The sequence below is a fragment of the Streptomyces sp. LBL genome, assembly GCF_029893585.1.
GTDB lineage: Bacteria > Actinomycetota > Actinomycetes > Streptomycetales > Streptomycetaceae > Streptomyces.
This window is the reverse complement of record NZ_JARXYX010000020.1, coordinates 94521-114535: the sequence shown is the minus strand read 5'-3', so window position 1 is coordinate 114535 and position 20015 is coordinate 94521. Positions and strand designations below refer to the sequence as shown.

23 protein-coding genes are annotated in these 20015 nt (G+C 71.4%); 20 read left to right on the top strand and 3 right to left on the bottom strand.

The window, feature by feature from the left end; all coding sequences use genetic code 11:
- Nucleotides 1-167 precede the first annotated feature (167 nt).
- Nucleotides 168-1745 (bottom strand): oxidoreductase, encoded by a 1578-nt coding sequence (locus M2271_RS24160; RefSeq protein WP_280889403.1) that lies wholly within the window; start codon nt 1743-1745, stop codon nt 168-170.
- A 188-nt stretch (nt 1746-1933) separates the two neighbouring features.
- Here M2271_RS24160 and hisD point away from each other — a divergent pair, with 188 nt between their 5' ends.
- The 10 genes from hisD (at nt 1934) to M2271_RS24110 (ending at nt 9683) form a co-directional block, all read left to right on the top strand.
- Nucleotides 1934-3274 (top strand): histidinol dehydrogenase, encoded by a 1341-nt coding sequence (gene hisD, locus M2271_RS24155; protein WP_280889402.1) that lies wholly within the window; start codon nt 1934-1936, stop codon nt 3272-3274.
- Entirely contained in the window at nt 3271-4377 is a 1107-nt protein-coding gene (locus M2271_RS24150; RefSeq protein ID WP_280889401.1) for a histidinol-phosphate transaminase, read from the top strand. Before hisD ends, M2271_RS24150 begins: the two co-directional genes overlap by 4 nt.
- Nucleotides 4374-4967, top strand: a complete 594-nt coding sequence (gene hisB, locus M2271_RS24145) for an imidazoleglycerol-phosphate dehydratase HisB (RefSeq protein WP_280889400.1) — start codon at nt 4374-4376, stop codon at nt 4965-4967. The genes M2271_RS24150 and hisB overlap by 4 nt, the downstream gene beginning before the upstream one ends.
- The gene (locus M2271_RS24140) at nt 4964-5128 is read left to right on the top strand and encodes a hypothetical protein (protein ID WP_280889399.1); all 165 of its coding nucleotides are present in this window, start codon (nt 4964-4966) and stop codon (nt 5126-5128) included. The genes hisB and M2271_RS24140 overlap by 4 nt, the downstream gene beginning before the upstream one ends.
- Entirely contained in the window at nt 5119-5766 is a 648-nt protein-coding gene (hisH, locus tag M2271_RS24135) for an imidazole glycerol phosphate synthase subunit HisH (RefSeq protein WP_280889398.1), read from the top strand. Before M2271_RS24140 ends, hisH begins: the two co-directional genes overlap by 10 nt.
- Nucleotides 5767-5777: 11 nt before the next feature.
- Nucleotides 5778-6518 carry a bifunctional 1-(5-phosphoribosyl)-5-((5-phosphoribosylamino)methylideneamino)imidazole-4-carboxamide isomerase/phosphoribosylanthranilate isomerase PriA gene (priA, locus tag M2271_RS24130; protein ID WP_280889397.1) on the top strand — a complete coding sequence of 247 codons (741 nt, stop codon included), beginning with the start codon at nt 5778-5780 and terminating at the stop codon, nt 6516-6518.
- Nucleotides 6515-6913: a RidA family protein gene (locus tag M2271_RS24125; protein ID WP_280889396.1), complete on the top strand. Its 399-nt coding sequence runs from the start codon at nt 6515-6517 to the stop codon at nt 6911-6913. The genes priA and M2271_RS24125 overlap by 4 nt, the downstream gene beginning before the upstream one ends.
- On the top strand, nt 6910-7665 hold the full coding sequence (gene hisF, locus M2271_RS24120) for an imidazole glycerol phosphate synthase subunit HisF (RefSeq protein WP_280889395.1): 756 nt from the start codon (nt 6910-6912) through the stop codon (nt 7663-7665). The genes M2271_RS24125 and hisF overlap by 4 nt, the downstream gene beginning before the upstream one ends.
- A gap of 162 nt (nt 7666-7827) precedes the next feature.
- The gene (locus M2271_RS24115) at nt 7828-8415 is read left to right on the top strand and encodes a helix-turn-helix domain-containing protein (protein WP_280889394.1); all 588 of its coding nucleotides are present in this window, start codon (nt 7828-7830) and stop codon (nt 8413-8415) included.
- 23 nt (nt 8416-8438) lie between these two features.
- Nucleotides 8439-9683, top strand: coding sequence for an MFS transporter (locus tag M2271_RS24110; protein WP_280889393.1), 1245 nt, complete (start codon nt 8439-8441; stop codon nt 9681-9683).
- A 6-nt stretch (nt 9684-9689) separates the two neighbouring features.
- Here the strand turns inward: M2271_RS24110 and M2271_RS24105 are convergent, their stop codons facing one another.
- Together M2271_RS24105 and M2271_RS24100 are read right to left on the bottom strand one after the other, a co-directional pair.
- A complete protein-coding gene (locus tag M2271_RS24105; protein WP_280889392.1) occupies nt 9690-10088 on the bottom strand; it encodes a VOC family protein in 399 nt (132 codons plus the stop codon).
- Between the two features lie 11 nt (nt 10089-10099).
- Entirely contained in the window at nt 10100-10735 is a 636-nt protein-coding gene (locus M2271_RS24100) for a TIGR03085 family metal-binding protein (RefSeq protein ID WP_280889391.1), read from the bottom strand.
- A gap of 84 nt (nt 10736-10819) precedes the next feature.
- On the opposite strand from M2271_RS24100, the gene hisI reads away from it, so the two are divergent.
- From hisI to lgt, 10 genes are all read left to right on the top strand, one after another.
- Nucleotides 10820-11338, top strand: coding sequence for a phosphoribosyl-AMP cyclohydrolase (hisI, locus tag M2271_RS24095; protein WP_280889390.1), 519 nt, complete (start codon nt 10820-10822; stop codon nt 11336-11338).
- A gap of 11 nt (nt 11339-11349) precedes the next feature.
- The gene (locus tag M2271_RS24090) at nt 11350-12828 is read left to right on the top strand and encodes an anthranilate synthase component I (protein ID WP_280889389.1); all 1479 of its coding nucleotides are present in this window, start codon (nt 11350-11352) and stop codon (nt 12826-12828) included.
- 71 nt (nt 12829-12899) lie between these two features.
- Nucleotides 12900-13538 (top strand): TIGR02234 family membrane protein, encoded by a 639-nt coding sequence (locus M2271_RS24085; RefSeq protein WP_280889388.1) that lies wholly within the window; start codon nt 12900-12902, stop codon nt 13536-13538.
- Between the two features lie 115 nt (nt 13539-13653).
- The gene (locus M2271_RS24080; RefSeq protein WP_280889387.1) at nt 13654-13905 is read left to right on the top strand and encodes an HGxxPAAW family protein; all 252 of its coding nucleotides are present in this window, start codon (nt 13654-13656) and stop codon (nt 13903-13905) included.
- 173 nt (nt 13906-14078) lie between these two features.
- Nucleotides 14079-14525, top strand: coding sequence for a DUF2752 domain-containing protein (locus tag M2271_RS24075; protein WP_280889386.1), 447 nt, complete (start codon nt 14079-14081; stop codon nt 14523-14525).
- A 176-nt stretch (nt 14526-14701) separates the two neighbouring features.
- Nucleotides 14702-15511 carry an indole-3-glycerol phosphate synthase TrpC gene (gene trpC, locus M2271_RS24070; RefSeq protein ID WP_280889385.1) on the top strand — a complete coding sequence of 270 codons (810 nt, stop codon included), beginning with the start codon at nt 14702-14704 and terminating at the stop codon, nt 15509-15511.
- A 329-nt stretch (nt 15512-15840) separates the two neighbouring features.
- Nucleotides 15841-17127 carry a tryptophan synthase subunit beta gene (gene trpB / locus M2271_RS24065; RefSeq protein WP_280889384.1) on the top strand — a complete coding sequence of 429 codons (1287 nt, stop codon included), beginning with the start codon at nt 15841-15843 and terminating at the stop codon, nt 17125-17127.
- A gap of 14 nt (nt 17128-17141) precedes the next feature.
- Nucleotides 17142-17960: a tryptophan synthase subunit alpha gene (gene trpA, locus M2271_RS24060; RefSeq protein WP_280889465.1), complete on the top strand. Its 819-nt coding sequence runs from the start codon at nt 17142-17144 to the stop codon at nt 17958-17960.
- Nucleotides 17961-18049: 89 nt separating this feature from the next.
- Nucleotides 18050-18826 carry a thioredoxin domain-containing protein gene (locus M2271_RS24055; protein WP_280889383.1) on the top strand — a complete coding sequence of 259 codons (777 nt, stop codon included), beginning with the start codon at nt 18050-18052 and terminating at the stop codon, nt 18824-18826.
- Between the two features lie 93 nt (nt 18827-18919).
- Nucleotides 18920-19939, top strand: a complete 1020-nt coding sequence (lgt, locus tag M2271_RS24050) for a prolipoprotein diacylglyceryl transferase (protein ID WP_280889382.1) — start codon at nt 18920-18922, stop codon at nt 19937-19939.
- The last annotated feature ends 76 nt before the right edge of the window (nt 19940-20015 follow it).

Sequence of the window (20015 nt, the reverse complement as noted above, 5' to 3'; positions counted from 1 at the left end):
AGCCTCACCGGCCACACCCGGGCCTCACCGGCCACACCCGGGCCTCACCGGCCACACCCGGGCCTCACCGGCCACACCCGGGCCTCACCGGCCACACCCGGGCCCCACCGGCCACACCCGGGCCCCCACACCAGCCTTACCAGCCCATCCGTGCCCCCATCAGCCCCCTAGCTGCGCCGCAGCAAACGGGTAGCCCCCGCTGCCACTGTCGTCGCCAGGACCCAGCCCAGCAGGATCATCGCCGCAGCCAGCCACTGCCAGCCGCCGCGCAGCTGCCAGAACCCGACCTGACCCAGGTCGATGACCGGCAGCAGCAGATCCAGGGCGAACAGCGCCGGGTTCCAGGGCGGATGCTCGCCGCTCTTCAGTGGCGGATGGGCGGCGTGGGTGAAGGCCACCGAACTCGCCGCCCACAGCACCGCCATCCATACGGCGGCCCGGCCCGGCCGGTACCCGTAGGCGACCGTCCAGTCCTGGACGTACCCCCACAGCTTGGCGGCGATCGGCAGGCTCTCTCGGCGGCGGCGCTGCTTGGCGAGCAGCACCTCGCGCGCGTCCTCGTCCTCGCCGCCGGTCCGCAGTACGGCGGCCAGCCGTTCGTACGGCTCCGGGTTGTACTCGGCGGTCGCCGCGGCCACCCACTCCAGCCGCTCGTTCAGCGGGAACGGACCGCGCGGCACCAGGTTCTCGTAGCTGAAGCCGCCCATGTGCAGCCGGCCCGGGCCCGGCCAGGCGTCCGCCCGGTCCATCAGGTTGACGACCCGGGCCCCCGAGAGGACCACCGTGCCCCGCGCCGGCCGCTCCCCGAGGAAGCGCAACTCGGGCGTCTGTACGCGGCGCAGCGACAGTTCCTGCTCGTCGGTGAGGGTGAACCGGGCCCGCTCCAGGTCGACCGCGTCTCCGAAGCGCCCGTCGTCGAGGCGCAGCCCGCCCTGGCACTCGAACGGCTGGATGCGCGTCCCGCGCGCGGGGGTCGCCCCGCTCAGCAGGTTGCTGCCGACGGCCGCCGGAGTCAGGTACAGCGAGCGCTCCACGGTCAGCTGCGGGGCGTTCAGGGCGAGCCGTGAGTAGGGGTTGGCCAGCCGGGCGCCGCGCAGGCTCAGGGAGACGCCGACCTTGGCGCCGCGCAGGCTCAGCTCGCCGTGCGACTCCAGCATCTCGGCCTGGAGGTCCTGACCGACGGTCATGCCGTCCGCGGCGATCGAGCGGCCGCTGCGGTCGCGGTAGACGATCGCCTGGTTCATCAGCAGATCCGTGCCGATGTGCGCGTCGGTCAGCCGGACGCCGTTGTGGAAGCGGCAGCGCGGCAGGTGCAGATCGCCCTCCGTGCGCACCCGGGCGGCTTCCAGGCGCGGCACCGAGCAGTCCACCAGCCGGACGGTCGTGAAGTGGGCCTCCGGCAGCAGGACGTCCCGTTCGAAGCGGCAGTCGCGCATCTCGACATACGGCACCACCGTGCCGCCCGCCAGATCCACGGTGTCGCTGATCTGTACGCCCACGAGCTTCATGGAGGACACGCGGCCCGCCAGCGCGGGCGGGCCGTCCAGCAGCAGCCAGCACACGATCCGCGCCCGCACGGTCCGTGCGGGGCCCCAGGGATGGCCGCCGTGCGGATCGTCGACGACGGTGTCGCCGCTGCTCAGGTCGTACACGCTGCCGTTGCGGAAGGCCTGCCACATCCCGGCCTCGGTGGCGGTCAGATCGTCCGGCAGGTCCCCGCCCCGGATGTCCGCCCCTTCGGTCACGTCTCTTCCATCCCCCTCGGCTACTCCTGGGTTCATACACCTGTTCATGCCCAGTGGGTGACACGGTGAACACTGAACGTGAAGACGATCTTCCGCGTTCGTGCTGTGATCTGTATCAGCTATTGATACGCGCGAACAGTGCACGATTGTGGTCTGAGAGAATTGACGGCGTGCTGCAACCTTTCTCTTTGGCCCGAATCGATCTGCGCGGCGACGTCCTGCCCGAGGGCCCTGCCCTGCGCGACCTGCTGCCCCGAGCCGACTTCGACGTCTCGGCCGCCCTGGAGAAGGTGCGTCCGATCTGCGAGGCCGTGCATCATCGGGGCGACGCGGCGCTGATCGACTTCGCCGAGAAGTTCGACGGGGTACGGCTGGAGTCGGTGCGGGTCCCGGCGCAGGCGATCTCCGACGCGCTGGAGCAGCTCGACCCCGCTGTGCGCGCGGCCCTGGAGGAGTCCATCCGCCGCGCCCGTGTCGTCCACCGGGAGCAGCGCCGTACGACGCACACCACCCAGGTCGTGCCCGGCGGCTCGGTCACCGAGAAGTGGGTGCCGGTCGAGCGGGTCGGGCTGTACGCGCCCGGCGGCCGGTCGGTCTACCCGTCCTCCGTGATCATGAACGTGGTGCCCGCGCAGGAAGCCGGCGTCGAGTCGATCGCCCTGGCCTCCCCGGCGCAGGCCCCCGCGTTCGCGAACGACCCGGCCGGCGGGCTTCCGCACCCGACCATCCTCGCCGCGTGCGCGCTGCTCGGCGTGGACGAGGTGTACGCCGCCGGCGGGGCGAGCGCCGTCGCGATGTTCGCGTACGGCACCGAGTCCTGCCCGCCCGCCAACATGGTCACCGGCCCCGGCAACATCTGGGTCGCCGCCGCCAAGCGCTACTTCACCGGAAGGATCGGCATCGACGCCGAGGCCGGACCGACCGAGATCGCGATCCTCGCGGACGACACGGCCGACCCGGTGCACGTCGCCTCCGACCTGATCAGCCAGGCCGAGCACGACCCGCTGGCCGCCGCCGTCCTGGTCACCGACTCCGTGGCGCTCGCGGACGCGGTCCAGAAGGAGCTGGAGCCGCAGCTCGCGGCCACCAAGCACGTCGAGGACCGGATCGTCCCCGCGCTGAAGGGCCGGCAGTCCGCGATCGTGCTGGTCGACGGGGTCGACGAGGGCCTCAGGGTGGTCGACGCGTACGGCGCCGAGCACCTGGAGATCCAGACGGCCGACGCCGCCGCGGTCGCCGATCGCGTCAAGAACGCCGGCGCGATCTTCATCGGCCCCTGGGCGCCCGTGTCGCTGGGCGACTACGCGGCCGGGTCCAACCACGTCCTGCCGACCGGCGGTTGCGCGTGCCACTCCTCGGGCCTGTCCGTCCAGTCCTTCCTGCGCGGCATCCACATCGTCGACTACACGAAGGAGGCGCTGGCCGACGTGGCGCACCACGTGGTCACGCTGGCGGAGGCGGAGGACCTGCCCGCGCACGGCGCGGCGGTCAAGGCACGGTTCGGGTGGAAGGTGCCGGCGAGCAAGTGAGCTTCGGAATCGACGATCTCCCCGTACGGGACGAGCTGCGCGGCAAGTCCCCCTACGGAGCGCCCCAGTTGGACGTCCCCGTACGGCTGAACACCAACGAGAACCCCTACCCGCTGCCCGACCCCCTGGTCGAGCGGATCACCGAGCGGGTGCGCGAGGCCGCCCGGCACCTCAACCGCTACCCCGACCGGGACGCCGTGGAGCTGCGCACCCGGCTCGCCGCGTATCTGACGGACACCTCCGGTCACCAGGTCGGCCTGGCCGACGTCTGGGCCGCCAACGGCTCCAACGAGGTCATCCAGCAGCTGCTGCAGACCTTCGGCGGACCGGGCCGTACCGCGATCGGCTTCGAGCCGTCGTACTCCATGCACGCCCTCATCGCGCGCGGGACGGGCACGGGCTGGATCTCCGGTCCGCGGCGCGAGGACTTCACGATCGACCTCGCCGCCGCCGAGAAGGCCATCGCCGATCACCGGCCGGACGTCGTGTTCGTCACCACGCCCAACAACCCCACGGGCACGGCGGTCCCGCCGGAGACGGTCCTCGCGCTGTACGAGGCCGCGCAGGCCGCGCGGCCCTCGATGGTCGTGGTCGACGAGGCGTACATCGAGTTCAGTCACGGCGACTCGCTGCTGCCACTGATCGAGGGCCGGCCGCAGCTGGTCATCTCCCGGACCATGTCCAAGGCGTTCGGCGCCGCGGGGCTGCGCCTCGGCTATCTCGCCGCCCACCCGGCGGTGGTGGACGCCGTCCAGCTCGTACGGCTGCCCTACCACCTGTCGGCGATCACCCAGGCGACCGCGTTGGCCGCCCTGGAGCACACCGACACGCTGCTCGGCTACGTCGAGCAGCTGAAGGCCGAGCGGGACCGGCTGGTCACCGAGCTGCTGGCGATCGGCTACGAGGTCACCGCATCGGACGCCAACTTCGTGCAGTTCGGCCGATTCGACGACGCCCACGAGATGTGGCGGAAGATCCTCGACCGGGGAGTCCTGGTCCGGGACAACGGCGTGCCCGGCTGGCTGCGGGTGACCACCGGAACCCCCGAAGAGAACGACGCGTTCCTCGACGCTGTCCGTGAGTTGAAGAAGGAGAGCGCATGAGCCGCGTAGGCCGCGTGGAGCGGGTGACGAAGGAGACCTCGGTCCTTGTCGAGATCGATCTCGACGGGTCCGGCAAGGTCGAGGTGTCGACGGGTGTCGGCTTCTACGACCACATGCTCGACCAGCTCGGCCGCCACGGTCTGTTCGACCTGACCGTGAAGACCGAGGGCGATCTGCACATCGACTCCCACCACACCATCGAGGACAGCGCCCTCGCGCTGGGCGCCGCCTTCAAGCAGGCGCTCGGCGACAAGGTGGGGATCTACCGCTTCGGCAACTGCACGGTCCCCCTGGACGAGTCCCTCGCCCAGGTCACCGTCGACCTGTCGGGCCGCCCGTATCTCGTGCACACCGAGCCCGAGAACATGGCGCCGATGATCGGCGAGTACGACACGACGATGACCCGGCACATCCTGGAGTCCTTCGTCGCCCAGGCCCAGATCGCGCTGCACGTGCACGTGCCCTACGGGCGCAACGCGCACCACATCGTGGAGTGCCAGTTCAAGGCGCTGGCCCGGGCCCTCAGGTACGCGTCCGAGCGCGACCCGCGCGCGGTCGGCATTCTCCCGTCGACGAAGGGCGCGCTGTGACCGGGCTGTCGACCATCCTGATCGTGGTCGGCCTCTTCCTGGCCGGCGGCATCTACTCCTTCGTCAAGCAGCAGATGCCGAAGAGTCTCATCGTGCTGCTCTCGATCGGCGCCGCGATGTGCCTGGTCGCGGGTGTCGTGAGGCTGGAGGTGTGGAATTGAGCGCTCCCAGGCGAGTGGTCGTCTTCGACTACGGCTTCGGCAACGTGAGGTCCGCCGAGCGCGCTCTCGCGCGCGCGGGAGCCGAGGTCGAGATCACGCGTGACTTCGACCGGGCCATGAACGCGGACGGGCTGCTGGTGCCGGGTGTCGGGGCCTTCGCCGCCTGCATGAAGGGCCTGCGCGAGGCCCGGGGCGACTGGATCATCGACCGCCGGCTGTCCGGCGGCCGTCCGGTCATGGGCATCTGCGTCGGCATGCAGATCCTCTTCGCGCGCGGCATCGAGCACGGCGTGGAGACCGACGGCCTCGAAGAGTGGCCCGGTTCGGTCGCGCCGCTCGAGGCCGACATCGTGCCGCACATGGGCTGGAACACCGTGGACGCCCCGGCCGGCTCCGAGCTGTTCGCGGGCCTGGACGCGGACGCGCGCTTCTACTTCGTGCACTCCTACGCGGTCCACGACTGGAGCCTGGAGATCACCAACCCCGCGCTGCGCGCCCCGCTGGTCGCCTGGACGACGCACGGCAAGCCCTTCGTGTCCGCCGTGGAGAACGGCGCCCTGTGGGCCACCCAGTTCCACCCCGAGAAGTCCGGCGACGCCGGAGCGCAGCTGCTGAACAACTGGATCGGAACCCTTTGATGTCTTCGAAGATGTCTTCGAACCCCGCAGGACGGCTGGAACTCCTGCCCGCCGTGGACGTCCGGGACGGCCAGGCGGTCCGCCTGGTGCACGGCGAGTCCGGCACGGAGACCTCGTACGGCTCCCCGCTGCAGGCCGCCTTGGCCTGGCAGCGGTCGGGCGCCGAGTGGCTGCACCTGGTCGACCTGGACGCCGCGTTCGGCACCGGCGACAACCGGGCCCTGGTCGCCGAGGTCACCGGGGCGATGGACATCAAGGTGGAGTTGTCCGGCGGCATCCGGGACGACGCCACCCTGGCCGCCGCCCTGGCCACCGGCTGCACCCGGGTGAACCTCGGCACGGCCGCCCTGGAGTCCCCGGAGTGGGTCGCCAAGGTCATCGCCGAGCACGGCGACAGGATCGCGGTCGGTCTCGACGTACGCGGCACAACCCTGCGCGGGCGCGGCTGGACCCGCGACGGCGGCGACCTCTACACGACGCTGGAGCGCCTCGACGCGGAGGGCTGCGCGCGCTACGTGGTGACCGACATCGCCAAGGACGGCACGCTGCAGGGCCCGAACCTGGAGCTGCTGAAGAACGTGTGCGCGGCGACGAACCGGCCGGTCGTGGCCTCCGGTGGCGTGTCGTCCCTGGACGACCTGCGGGCCATCGCCGCGTTGGTGCCCCTCGGTGTCGAGGGCGCCATCGTCGGGAAGGCGCTGTACGCGAAGGCGTTCACCCTCGAAGAAGCCCTGGAGGTGGTAGCCCAGTGAGCGATCTGCGACGCGTCACGACCGACACGCCCTGGGAGGAGACGTTCGGGTACTCCCGCGCTGTGGAGCTGCCCAACGGCCTGGTGCTGGTCTCCGGCTGCACCTCGACAGTGGACGGCGAGATGGCCGGCGGCGGTCCGTACGAGCAGACGGTCAACGCCTTCAACGTCGCGTTCGCGGCGCTCGGGCAACTGGGGCTCGGCCGCGAGGACGTCGTGCGGACGCGCCTGTACCTCACCCACGCCCGGGACGTGGACGACGTGGGACGGGCTCACAAGGAGCTGTTCGACGACGTCCGGCCCGCCGCGTCCATGATCATCGTCTCCGGCTTCGTGGACCCCGGCCTGGTCGTCGAGGTCGAGGTGGAGGCGTTCCGAGGGGAGGGCACGGCATGACCCTTGCCGTACGAGTCATCCCCTGCCTGGACGTGGACAACGGCCGGGTCGTCAAGGGCGTCAACTTCCAGAACCTGCGCGACGCGGGCGATCCCGTCGAGATGGCCAAGGTGTACGACACCGAGGGCGCCGACGAGCTGACGTTCCTGGACATCACCGCCTCGTCGGGCAACCGCGAGACCACCTACGACGTGGTGCGCCGCACCGCCGAGCAGGTGTTCATCCCGCTGACGGTCGGCGGCGGCGTCCGCACGGCCGAGGACGTGGACAAGCTGCTGCGGGCGGGCGCGGACAAGGTGGGCGTCAACACGGCCGCCATCGCGCGTCCGGACCTCATCCGCGAGATCGCCGAGCGCTTCGGGCGCCAGGTGCTGGTCCTCTCGGTGGACGCGCGCCGCACCGAGTCGGGTTCCTTCGAAGTCACCACCCACGGCGGTCGCCAGGGCACCGGCATCGACGCCGTCGAATGGGCGCACCGGGCCGCCGAGCTGGGCGCGGGGGAGATCCTGCTCAACTCGATGGACGCGGACGGCACGAAGGACGGCTACGACCTGGAGATGATCGCCGCGGTCCGCAAGCACGTGACCGTCCCGGTGATCGCCTCCGGAGGCGCGGGCAAGCTGGCCCACTTCCCGCCGGCGGTCGCGGCGGGCGCGGACGCGGTGCTGGCGGCGTCGGTGTTCCACTTCGGGGATCTGCGGATCGGCGAGGTGAAGGAGACGTTGCGGAGGGCGGGGCATCCCGTGCGATGACGTCCATGGACGCGGTGTAAAACCCTGCGGTGCAAGCCCTGCGGTGCAAGCCCCGGTCGCCTGCTTCGGTTCTGGTGGCCGGGGCTTACTCATGGCCAGATACGAAAGAGAAGTTGCGCAAAATATATTGCGCAACTTTTCTTTCCTTTCTACGGTGACGGCATGACAGGCAAGGAGAACCGCCGGATCACCGACATGGGCACGCTGAAGGCGCTCGCTCATCCGCTGCGGTTGAAGCTTTACCGGGCGCTGTACCTCGAACGGGTGGCCACCGCCTCGCGGCTCGCCGAACTGGTCGACGAGGCGGTGTCGCTGGTCAGCTACCACCTGCGCAAGCTCGCCGAACACGGGCTGATCGAGGAGGCCGAGCCGCAGAGCGCGGACGGACGCGAGCGCTGGTGGCGGCCCGCATCGGACGGCGTCAGCATCCACGACGAGGACTTCCGGGACGCGCCGGAGAAGGTGGCCGCGCACAAGTCGGCCTCCCGGCTCTTCTTCGAACAGCGCAGCGAGTTGTACCACCGCCATCTCGACGAGCGGGCCCACTGGGGTCGCGAGTGGAACAGGGCCTCGGTCGACTCCGAGTACCTGTCCCGGCTGACCTCTGCCGAGCTGGCCGAGCTGGGCCGGGAGCTGCACGTCCTGATGAGCAAGTACGTCGACAAGGGACGCGCGGCCGAGGCGGCCGGCGACACCGAGGGCCGCGAGAACGTCGCACTCCACCTGTACGGGTTCCCGTTCCGTCCCTGAGAGAGGCCACCGCCGTGACCACCGTGTCCGCGACATCCACCGGTCAAGGCGCCGTCGAGCGTCCTGCCCACCGTGATCCCAACGTCCTGCGCTGGCTGGGCGCGTACGCCTCCTCGATGGCCGGCGACGGCGTCTACTACATCGCTCTGTCCTGGGCGGCCGTACAGGCCGGCACGCCCTCGCAGGCCGGGTTGCTGATGTCGGTCAGCGCGCTGCCACGCGCCGTGCTGATGCTGGGCGGGGGCGTGATCGCCGACCGGTTCGGTCCGCGCCGGGTCGTCATCGGCAGTGACGTCGTGCGCTGCGCGGCCGTCCTCGCGGTGGCGGGGCTGCTGTTCCTCACCAGCCCGGGGCTGTGGCCGCTGGCCGCGCTCGCCCTGGTCTTCGGCACCGTGGACGCCGTGTTCGTGCCCGCCGTGGGGGCGCTGCCCGCGCGCATCACCGGCAAGGGGCAGCTCGCCCGGGTGCAGGGGATGCGCGGCCTGGCATACCGGTTCGCCGTGGTCGTGGGCGCCCCGCTCGGCGGCCTCGGCGTGGCGGTCGGCGGCGCGGCGGCCGCGTTCGGGCTCGCCGGACTGCTGATCGCCGTGTCGGTGCCGCTGCTGATCGCCGTACGGGTCCGGGAGCTGCCCCAGGACGACACGGCTGCCCCCACCACCACTGCCTGGCGTGACCTGGTGGTCGGCCTCCGCTACATCCGCCGCCACCGCGTCCTCGCCCCGTTGATGCTCGCCATAGCCCTCGGCGACCTCGGCTTCGTCGGACCGCTCAACGTGGGCCTGACCCTGCTCGCCGACGAGCGCGGCTGGGGTGCCGCCGGGATGGGCTGGGTGCTCGCGGGGTTCGGCGTCGGTGCGGGGGCCGTCTCGCTCCTGCTGACCGTGCGGGGACGGCTGCCGCACGCCGGGCAGGTCGCCGGTCACGCCCTCTTGGCGGGCTCCGTCGCCATCGGCGCCCTCGCCTATGTACCGAGCGTCCTCGCGGCCGTCGGCACGGCCCTGCTCATCGGGCTGCTCGCCGGGCTCAGCGGCGCCCTGTGCAACGCCCTGCTGCAGACCCAGGGCGACCCCGCCTTCCTCGGCCGCGTCACCGCTGTCGCCAGCCTCGCCAGCCTCGGTCTGACCCCGCTGAGCATGCCCGTGTCCGCCGCGGCGATCGGGGCCTGGGGTACCGGCCCCGTCTTCGTCGTCAGCGCCGTCGTGTGCGGGCTGGGCGGCGTGGTCGCCCTGTGCGTCCGGGATCTGCGCCGCGCCGAACTGCCCCGCTGACCCTCGTCAGCCCTTCGGCTGCACCAGCTGCACGAGATTGCCCACCGTGTCGTCGAGTACGGCCGCGACGACCGGCCCCTGCTCCCGCGGTTCCTGCGTGAACTCGACGCCGAGCTCGCGCAGCCGCTGGTACTCCGCCTCGATGTCGTCGACGGAGAAGACCATGCACGGCAGGCCCGCCTCGCGCAGCGCCGTGCGGTACGGGTCCGCGATGGGGCCCTGCCCGGGCTCCAGCAGCAGCTGGAGGTCCGGCTGGGCCCCCTGGGCGGCGCCCACGGTGACGAACAGCGTGCCGCCGCCGAGATCCATGTGGAGGCGGGTCTCGAAGCCGAGCACCTCCGTGTAGAAGGCGTGGGCCTTGGCCACGTCGTCGACGTACACGCTGGTCATGGCGACCTTGATCACGCCAGGCCCTTTCAGATACCGAGCTGCTTCGTCTCGTGCAGCCGGGCGATCGCGTCCTTGTCGCCGTCCAGCTCGACCTTGGCCGCGTTCTGCCGACCGTACAGGAACAGCAGCAGCTCCGAGGGCTCACCGGTCACCGTCACGACCGGGGTGCCGCGGTGGGCGACCGCCGTCTGGCCGTTCGGGCGGCGCAGCACCAGGCCGGTCGGGACGCTTCGGCCCATGAGACGGGCGCTGCGTTCCAGCCGGGACCACAGGGCGTCCTGGAAGACCGGGTCGAGCTCACGGGGCGCCCAGTCGGGGCGGGCCCGGCGGACGTCCTCGGTGTGGACGTAGAACTCGACGATGTTCGACGCCTCGTCGACCTGCTTGAGGGAGAAGGGCGAGAAGCGCGGCGGGCCGGTCCGGATGAGCTGGATCAGCTCCTCGTACGGCTTGGCCGCGAACTCGTCCATCACCTTGTCCAGACGGGAGGCGAGCTGTTTGATCAGTATGCCGCCGGCCGCGTCGGGACGGCGCTCGCGCACCACCACGTGCGCGGCGAGGTCACGGGTCGTCCAGCCCTCGCACAGGGTCGGGGCCTCGGGGCCCTCGGCCTCCAACAGATCGGCCAGGAGAAGTCGTTCACGCTTCGCGAAAGTCGACATGGCAGCCACCCTACGACCAGGGCGCACGTCCGCCCAGTGGACACTCCCCGGTGACTGTCAGTGGCGCGCGGCACAATGGCACCCATGACCAGCTCTCCCGCCCGCCACCCGACCACCACCCCTCATCGAGACGCTTCGCGCCACAGTTCTCCATCCAGCAACCTGGACCCCGAGATCGCCGCGCGCCTCAAGCGCAGCGCCGACGGGCTCCTGCCCGCCATCGCCCAGCAGTTCGACACCGGTGAGGTGCTGATGCTCGGCTGGATGGACGACGAGGCGCTGCACCGCACGCTCACCACCGGCCGCTGCACCTACTGGTCGCGCAGCCGCCGGGAGTACTGGGTCAAGGGCGACACCTCCGGTCACTTCCAGTGGGTCAAGTCCGTCGCCCTCGACTGCGACGCCGACACGGTGCTGGTCACGGTCGACCAGGTGGGCGCCGCCTGCCACACCGGCGCCCGCACCTGCTTCGACGTGGATGTGCTCCTCAAGGACGCCAAGGGCGCGCAGGGCACAGAGGGTGGCGCGGAGGGCACAGGGGGCACAGGGGGCACAGCGGGCGCACGGGGCACCGATTCCGGTGTGCCGGCCGGGGATCAGTAAAGTCAGCCGTCATGGATCTCGACACGTTCCGCAAGCTGGCCGACGACCGCCGGGTCATCCCCGTCACCCGCAAGCTCCTCGCCGACGGCGACACCCCGGTCGCGCTCTACCGCAAGCTCGCGGCCGAGCGCCCCGGCACCTTCCTGCTGGAGTCCGCGGAGAACGGCCGCTCGTGGTCCCGCTACTCCTTCGTCGGCGTGCGCTCGGCAGCGACGTTGACGGCGCGCGACGGCCAGGCCCACTGGCTCGGCACACCGCCCGTCGGCGTCCCTGTCGACGGTGACCCCCTCGCCGCCCTGCGCGCCACCATCGAGACCCTGCACACCCCGCACCAGGAGGGCCTGCCGCCCTTCACCGGCGGCATGGTCGGCTACCTCGGCTACGACATCGTGCGGCGCCTGGAGAAGATCGGCCCCGGCGAGCGGGACGACCTCCGGCTCCCCGAGCTGACGATGCTCCTCACCAGCGACCTCGCGGTGATGGATCACTGGGAGGGCTCGGTCCTGCTGATCGCCAACGCGATCAACCACAACGACCTCGACACGGGCGTCGACGAGGCGTACGCCGACGCGGTGGCCCGCCTGGACGCCATGGAGGCCGATCTCTCGCGCGCGGTGGCCCAGCCGCCCGCCGCCCTCCCGCCCTCCGAACTCCCCGAGTACACGGCGCTGTGGGGCGGCCCCGACTTCCAGGTGGCCGTCGAGGACATCAAGGAGCGCATCCGCGCGGGCGAGGCCTTCCAGGTCGTCCCCTCCCAGCGCTTCGAAACACCGTGCACGGCGAGCGCGCTGGACGTGTACAGGGTGCTGCGGGCGACCAACCCCTCTCCGTACATGTACCTGTTCCGCTTCGACGGCTTCGACGTCGTCGGTTCCTCCCCGGAGGCCCTGGTCAAGGTCGAGGACGGGCAGGCCATGGTCCATCCCATCGCCGGCACGCGGCACCGCGGGGCCACCCCGCAGGAGGACCAGGCCCTCGCCGACGAACTGCTGGCCGACCCCAAGGAGCGTGCCGAGCACCTCATGCTGGTCGACCTCGGGCGCAACGACCTCGGCCGGGTCTGTGAGCCCGGTTCGGTCGAGGTCGTCGACTTCATGTCCGTCGAGCGGTACTCACATGTCATGCACATCGTCTCGACGGTCACCGGCAAGGTCGCGGCGGGCCGTACCGCCTTCGACGTCCTGACGGCCTGCTTCCCGGCGGGCACGCTCTCCGGCGCCCCGAAGCCCCGCGCGATGCAGATCATCGACGAACTGGAGCCCTCCCGGCGCGGTCTGTACGGCGGCTGCGTGGGCTATCTGGACTTCGCCGGCGACTCCGACACCGCCATCGCCATCCGTACCGCCCTGCTGCGCGGCGGCACCGCGTACGTCCAGGCGGGCGCCGGCATCGTCGCCGACTCGGACCCGGTCTCCGAGGACCAGGAGTGCCGCAACAAGGCGGCGGCCGTCCTGCGTGCGGTCCACACGGCCAACCGTCTGGGCAAGTAGGGCGCTTTCGGCACAGTAGGACACTTCTCATACGAACCCCGGGTGACCGTACTCCCGGGGTCCAGGCGATAGTGGAGGACGTGACTGCTGTTCCTGACTCCCGTTCCGAAGCCGCAGGCCCCGCCCGGGCCGGCCGCCGCAGCCTCGCCGTCGCCCTGCTCAGCGGGGCCGTCGGCGCGGCCGTGGTGCTGCTGGCCACCCGTCAGGAGTGGTCGGGGGGCACCGCGACGGTGGCCGGCGGTGAGTTCCCGTTGACGGCGAAGGGCAGCGACGTCACCGGCGTCCCCGCGGCCCTCGCCGTGGTGGGCCTCGCCGCGCTCGTGGCCGTCTTCGCCGTACGCCGGGCCGGCCGCTTCGGCGTCGCCGCCCTGCTCGCGCTCTCCGGGGCCGGCACGATCGCCGCGGCCCTGCTCGGCACCTCCGACAGCTCCGCGCTCGACGAGAAGGCCGCGGAGGCCTCCGGCGACACCTCGGCCGTCGTGGACTCGCTGACCCACACCGCGTGGCCGTACGTCGCGGCCGTGGGTGGTCTCCTGATCCTCCTCGCCGGACTCCTCGCCCTGCGCTACGGCCGCCGGTGGCCCGCGATGTCCGGCCGCTACGAGCGTTCCGGTGCCCCCCGCCCCCGCCGCCCGGCCGCCACCGACCCCGACCGGCCGGAGGAGCTGTGGAAGGCCCTCGACCGGGGCGAGGACCCGACCGGGGCCTAGCCCGGCGCCGACGCGCGCGGAAGGGTGGACCCCCGGGCAGCGCGCGTGTGTGCGTGCGGGACAATGGGCCATGAGCGTCCGGCTCGGACACGTACACAGCAACGAGGAGCAAGTCATGGCGGGCAGCAGCCACGGTCACACCCCGGCCGCCTGGACCGGTGTCATCATCTCTGTCATCGGTTTCTGCGTGGCGGGCGCCTTCATGGTGATGGCCCAGCCGATGGGCTTCTGGGCCGGCATGGTGATCGTGGTCCTCGGAGGCGTGGTCGGCTGGATCATGAGCGCCATGGGCATGGGCATGCCGAAGGGCACCCACCCGGTGCACAACACCACCGACACGCGCGAGCCGGCGAGCGCCGAGAGCTGACACACGGACGAACCTCGTGAGAGGGGCGGCCCGGCGCGGATGCCGGGGCCGCCCTTCGCGCGTGGTTCGGGCCGCCTCTCGCGCGCGTTCGGGCCGCCCTTCGTGCGCGTTCGGGCCGCCCCTCGTCCGTATGAGGGCCGCTTCTCGCGCGCGCGGGGGCCGTGCGGGGCACAATGCGAGTCGTGAACGCCGACAGTCAGCGGATGACGCCGACCCCGTCCACCACGGTCGTGGGACGGCTGGCCGTTCCCGCCGGGATCCTCGCCGCGGTCGCCGGTGCCTTCGCGTACGTGGGGGCAGTGGACCCCAACCAGCCCGGCCACTACCCCGTCTGCCCGCTGCTGCGCTACACCGGCCTGTACTGTCCCGGCTGCGGCGGGCTGCGCAGTGCGCACGCCTTCGTGCACGGGGACTTCCTGACGGCGCTGCACGCCAACGCGGCGGCCGTCGCCGGTTATCTGGGCTTCGCCCTGGTGTGGACCGTCTGGGTGGCGCACACGGTGCGCGGACGCCCGTCCCGGATCGATCCCGCTCCGGCGCTGGTGTGGACACTGGTCGCGTTGCTGCTGGTTTTCACGGTTGTCCGGAACCTGCCGTTCGGTGGCTGGTTCCATCCTTGATCAACTGGTGGACGTCCAGGTAGTGGGACCGGCGTCAACCGGATGTGAGGCCTACGCCCTCCTCCGGATACCATCGCAGTGACCATCGGCTCTCTTCCCGGCCGCGCCCCGACGGGCGGCCCGGTGACGGAAGCCGAACCGCTTGAACATCAACTGTCTGGAAGGGGACCGCTCGCGTGAGTGTGCTCGACGAGATCATCGACGGAGTCCGTGCTGACCTCGCGGAGCGGCAGGCGGGCGTCAGCCTCGACGAGCTCAAGGAGCGCGCGGCGAAGGCACCGGCCGCCAAGGACGGTGTGGCGGCGCTGCGTGGCGAAGGTGTCAAGGTGATCTGTGAGGTCAAGCGCTCCAGCCCGTCCAAGGGCGCGCTGGCCGCGATCGCCGACCCGGCAGGCCTGGCCGCGGACTACGAGGCGGGCGGCGCCGCAGTCATCTCCGTCCTCACCGAGCAGCGCCGCTTCGGAGGCTCGCTGGCCGACCTGGAGGCGGTCCGCGCGCGGGTGGACATCCCCGTCCTGCGCAAGGACTTCATCGTCACCTCGTACCAGCTCTGGGAGGCCCGGGCCTACGGCGCCGACCTCGCGCTGCTGATCGTCGCAGCCCTCGAACAGTCGGCCCTGGAGTCCCTCATCGAGCGCGCGGTGTCCATCGGGCTCACCCCGCTCGTCGAGGTCCACAACGAGGACGAGGTCGAGCGCGCGGTGGACGCGGGCGCGAAGGTGATCGGCGTCAATGCGCGCAATCTGAAGACGCTGGAGGTCGACCGCGGCACGTTCGACCGCGTCGCCCCGGAGATCCCCGCCCACATCGTCACGGTCGCCGAGTCCGGCGTCCGTGGCCCGCACGACCTCATCGCCTACGCCAACGCCGGCGCCGACGCGGTTCTGGTCGGCGAGTCCCTGGTCACCGGCAAGGACCCGAGGACCGCGGTCTCCGACCTGGTCGCGGCGGGCGAACACCCCGCACTGCGGCACGGGCGTGGCTGACCTCCCGGTAGGCTGAGCGGCGATGACTGTGACGATCACCCTGGCGACCAAGGACCGGTACGCCCGCCTCGCGCGCGGCTGCCGGCCCCGGGGCTGCCGCGCTCCCGCCCGCAGGGTGCACGGCCGCCGGGTGAGGTACGTCATCGGAGACGAGCCGGGCCAGGTGAACGGGCGGCGATGGCAGCGCCCCTTAAGGGGCGCGGGGCAGTTCTGAAGGTGCGGCTCCGCCGCGCGGGCGCGACCAGTCACAACGCTCCCGCAGTCGACTGACAAAACTCCGCCCCCACGGCGATCAGTGTCTTTCCCCACACTCACCGTGAGGTTCACTCATGCCCAGCGAGTTCTTCATCCCTGACCCGGAGGGTCAACTCCCCAACGCCGAAGGCTACTTCGGCGTGTTCGGCGGCAAGTTCATCCCGGAGGCCCTCGTCGCCGCCGTTGACGAGGTCGCCGTCGAGTACGACAAGGCGAAGCACGACCCCGAGTTCGCCCGCGAGCTCGACGACCTGCTCGCCCACTACACCGGCCGGCCCAGCTCCCTCACCGAGGTGTCGCGGTTCGCGGAACACGCCGGTGGCGCCCGGGTTTTCCTCAAGCGCGAGGACCTCAACCACACCGGCTCGCACAAGATCAACAACGTGCTGGGTCAGGCCCTGCTCACCCGGCGCATGGGCAAGACGCGCGTGATCGCCGAGACCGGCGCGGGACAGCACGGCGTCGCCACGGCCACCGCCTGCGCGCTGTTCGGCCTCGAGTGCACCATCTACATGGGCGAGATCGACACGCGGCGCCAGGCGCTGAACGTGGCCCGGATGCGCATGCTCGGCGCCGAGGTCATCTCCGTGAAGTCCGGCAGCCGCACGCTGAAGGACGCGATCAACGAGGCGTTCCGCGACTGGGTCGCCAACGTCGACCACACCCACTACCTGTTCGGGACCGTCGCCGGGCCGCACCCGTTCCCGGCCATGGTCCGCGACTTCCACCGGGTGATCGGCGTCGAGGCCCGCCGCCAGCTGCTGGAACGCGCCGGACGGCTGCCCGACGCGGCCGTCGCCTGCGTCGGCGGCGGCTCCAACGCCATCGGCCTCTTCCACGCCTTCATCCCGGACGCCTCGGTCCGTCTCATCGGCTGCGAGCCCGCCGGCCACGGCGTCGAGACCGGCGAGCACGCGGCCACCCTCACCGCCGGCGAGCCCGGCATCCTGCACGGCTCGCGCTCCTACGTCCTTCAGGACGAGGAGGGCCAGATCACCGAGCCGTACTCCATCTCGGCCGGTCTGGACTACCCGGGCATCGGCCCCGAGCACTCCTACCTCAAGGACAGCGGCCGCGGCGAGTACCGCGCGGTCACCGACGACGCGGCCATGCAGGCGCTGCGCCTGCTGTCGCGCACCGAGGGCATCATCCCGGCCATCGAGAGCGCCCACGCCCTGGCCGGCGCCCTGGAGGTCGGCAAGGAGCTGGGCAAGGACGGGCTGATCGTGGTCAACCTGTCCGGCCGCGGCGACAAGGACATGGACACCGCCGCCCGCTACTTCGGCCTGTACGACGCCGACGCCGAGGTCGCGGCCGACGCGGACAACGGCACCGCCGAGATCGAGGGGGACGCCAAGTGAGCGGCACTGCACCGATCGGTGGAAAGAGCCGGCTGCTGACCGACACCCTCGCCGCCGCCAAGGCCGAGGGCCGTTCCGCGCTCATCGCCTACCTCCCGGCCGGGTTCCCGACCGTGGACGGCGGCATCGAGGCGATCAAGGCCGCCTTCGACGGCGGCGCGGACATCGTCGAGGTCGGTCTGCCGCACAGCGACCCCGTCCTCGACGGTCCTGTCATCCAGACCGCCGACGACATCGCCCTGCGTGGCGGCGTCAAGATCGCGGATGCGATGCGCACGGTCCGCGAGGCCCACGAGGCGACCGGGAAGCCGGTGCTCGTGATGACGTACTGGAACCCGATCGACCGCTACGGAGTCGAGCGCTTCACCGCCGAGTTGGCGGACGCGGGCGGGGCGGGCTGCATCCTGCCCGACCTGCCGGTGCAGGAGTCGGCGCTGTGGAGGGATCACGCGCAGAAGCACGACCTCGCGACCGTCTTCGTCGTGGCACCCAGCAGCAAGGACGCCCGGCTCGCCGAGATCACCGCGGCGGGCAGCGGCTTCGTCTACGCCGCCTCGCTGATGGGGGTCACCGGCACCCGCGCGTCGGTCGGCGCGCAGGCGCAGGACCTGGTCGAGCGCACCCGGGCCACCGGCACCGACCTGGCCGTCTGCGTCGGCCTCGGCGTCTCCGACGCCCGGCAGGCCGCCGAGGTGGCCGGCTTCGCCGACGGCGTGATCGTCGGCTCGGCGTTCGTCAAGCGGATGCTGGACGCGCCGGACGAGGCGGCCGGTGTCGAGGCGGTCCGTGCCCTGGCCGAGGAGCTCGCGAAGGGCGTGCGCGGACAGGCGTAACACAGCGTGATAGGGCGTACGGGTCACTCGAAGGGGTGGACCTGGGGCCGGGGAGGCGCGGTGCGCCTCCCCGGTTCGTTCTGCGGGATGTGAGCGACAAGAACCGACAGGGAAAGCGCACCGCCCGGGAGCGGCTGGCGGAAGAGCGCGAGAAGCAGAAGTCCGTGGAGAAGCGGCGCCGGGTGTTGATCGTGGGCGCGAGCGTGGTCTGCGTCCTGGGTCTCGCGGCGGTGATCGGCGTCGTCGCGGCCAACACGGGCAAGGACGACGGCAGCAAGTCCGCGGGCCCGGTCGTGGTGCCCTCGGGGGCGTTGGGCAAGGACGGCCTGGCCATCCCGGTCGGCAGGGAGAGCGCCAAGTCGACGCTGACGGTCTGGGAGGACTTCCGCTGCCCGGCCTGCAAGGCCTTCGAGACGGTGTACCGGCCGACCATCCACGAGCTGACCGACTCCGGACAGCTGAAGGCGGAGTACCACCTGGCGACGATCATCGACGGCAACGCGGGCGGCACCGGCTCCCGCAACGCCGCCAACGCCGCGGCCTGCGCACAGGACGTCGGCAAGTTCACCGCGTACCACGACGTGCTCTACGACAACCAGCCCGCCGAGACCGACGACGGCTACGCCGAGAACAGCAAGCTCATCGAGCTGGCCGGCAAGGTCGACGGCCTCGACACCCCCGCGTTCCGCACCTGTGTCGAGAAGGGCACGCACAGCAGCTGGGTCGAGAAGTCCGCGGCGGCCTTCCGCAAGGGCGGGTTCAGGGGCACGCCGACCGTGCTCCTCGACGGCAGGAACATCTACCAGGACCAGACGATGACCCCGGCGAAGCTGAAGCAACTGGTCCAGCAGGCGGACAACGGGTAAACGGCGCCGGGGGGTTTCATCCCCGCCTGTTATGGACCCGTAGCCGGGCTGCCTGCCGTGCCCGCGGCCCGGCAGGGTAGCGTCGACCCTGCCATGGAACTTGCCTTCATTCCCAGCCCTTCGCGCGGGGTGCTGCATCTCGGCCCCATTCCGCTGCGCGGCTACGCGTTCTGCATCATCATCGGCGTCTTCGTAGCCGTCTGGCTCGGAAACAAGCGCTGGCTCGCCCGGGGCGGCCAGGCCGGCACGGTGGCCGACATCGCGGTCTGGGCCGTGCCGTTCGGTCTGGTCGGCGGCCGGCTCTACCACGTGATCACGGACTACGAGCTGTACTTCAGCGAGGGCCGTGACTGGGTGGGCGCCTTCAAGATCTGGGAGGGCGGCCTCGGCATCTGGGGCGCGATCGCCCTCGGCGCGGTGGGCGCGTGGATCGGCTGCCGGCGCCGGGGCATCCCGCTGCCGGCGTGGGCCGACGCCCTCGCCCCCGGGATCGCCGTCGCGCAGGCGATCGGCCGCTGGGGCAACTGGTTCAACCAGGAGCTGTACGGGAAACCCTCCGACCTGCCGTGGGCGCTGAAGATCACCTCGTCGACGGACGGCCGGGTGCCGGGCACCTACCAGCCGACGTTCCTGTACGAGTCACTGTGGTGCCTCGGCGTCGCGGCCCTGGTGATCTGGGCGGACCGTCGCTTCAAGCTCGGACACGGGCGGGTGTTCGCGCTGTACGTCGCGGCGTACTGCGTGGGCCGGTTCTGGATCGAGTACCTGCGCATCGACGACGCCCACCACATCCTGGGGCTGCGGCTGAACAACTGGACCGCCGTGGTCGTGTTCGTGCTCGCGGTCGTCTACTTCGTGGTGTCGTCGAAGAAGCGGCCGGGGCGGGAGACCGTGGTCGAACCGGGTGCCTCCGACGGGGCTCCGGCTGACGAGGTTTCCGGTGACGGGGCCGAGGGCGATGGGGCCGGGTCCGAGTCCGGTGCGACGTCCGACAAGAAGGCCGGGGCCGGGGCCGGGGCGGACGCCACGACCGAGGCCGGCGCCGAGGCGGATGCGGATGCGGATGCGGACGCGGCGGTGAAGAACGAGGCGGAGTCGGCCAAGAAGAGCTGACGTCCGGACCTACGACGAACGTACGACGATGAGGGCGCCCGGGATCTCCGGGCGCCCTCGTCGGGTGCGGGCGACG

What these genes read in the sequence shown, in the direction of transcription:
- lgt (WP_280889382.1), top strand. Translation starts at nt 18,920, where the DNA reads ATGGAACTTGCCTTCATTCCCAGCCCTTCGCGCGGGGTGCTGCATCTC.
- hisB (WP_280889400.1), top strand. Translation starts at nt 4,374, where the DNA reads ATGAGCCGCGTAGGCCGCGTGGAGCGGGTGACGAAGGAGACCTCGGTC.
- priA (WP_280889397.1), top strand. Translation starts at nt 5,778, where the DNA reads ATGTCTTCGAACCCCGCAGGACGGCTGGAACTCCTGCCCGCCGTGGAC.
- hisF (WP_280889395.1), top strand. Translation starts at nt 6,910, where the DNA reads ATGACCCTTGCCGTACGAGTCATCCCCTGCCTGGACGTGGACAACGGC.
- M2271_RS24075 (WP_280889386.1), top strand. Translation starts at nt 14,079, where the DNA reads ATGCGAGTCGTGAACGCCGACAGTCAGCGGATGACGCCGACCCCGTCC.
- M2271_RS24115 (WP_280889394.1), top strand. Translation starts at nt 7,828, where the DNA reads ATGACAGGCAAGGAGAACCGCCGGATCACCGACATGGGCACGCTGAAG.
- trpB (WP_280889384.1), top strand. Translation starts at nt 15,841, where the DNA reads ATGCCCAGCGAGTTCTTCATCCCTGACCCGGAGGGTCAACTCCCCAAC.
- M2271_RS24080 (WP_280889387.1), top strand. Translation starts at nt 13,654, where the DNA reads ATGGCGGGCAGCAGCCACGGTCACACCCCGGCCGCCTGGACCGGTGTC.
- M2271_RS24090 (WP_280889389.1), top strand. Translation starts at nt 11,350, where the DNA reads ATGGATCTCGACACGTTCCGCAAGCTGGCCGACGACCGCCGGGTCATC.
- M2271_RS24100 (WP_280889391.1), bottom strand. Translation starts at nt 10,735, where the DNA reads ATGTCGACTTTCGCGAAGCGTGAACGACTTCTCCTGGCCGATCTGTTG.
- hisI (WP_280889390.1), top strand. Translation starts at nt 10,820, where the DNA reads ATGACCAGCTCTCCCGCCCGCCACCCGACCACCACCCCTCATCGAGAC.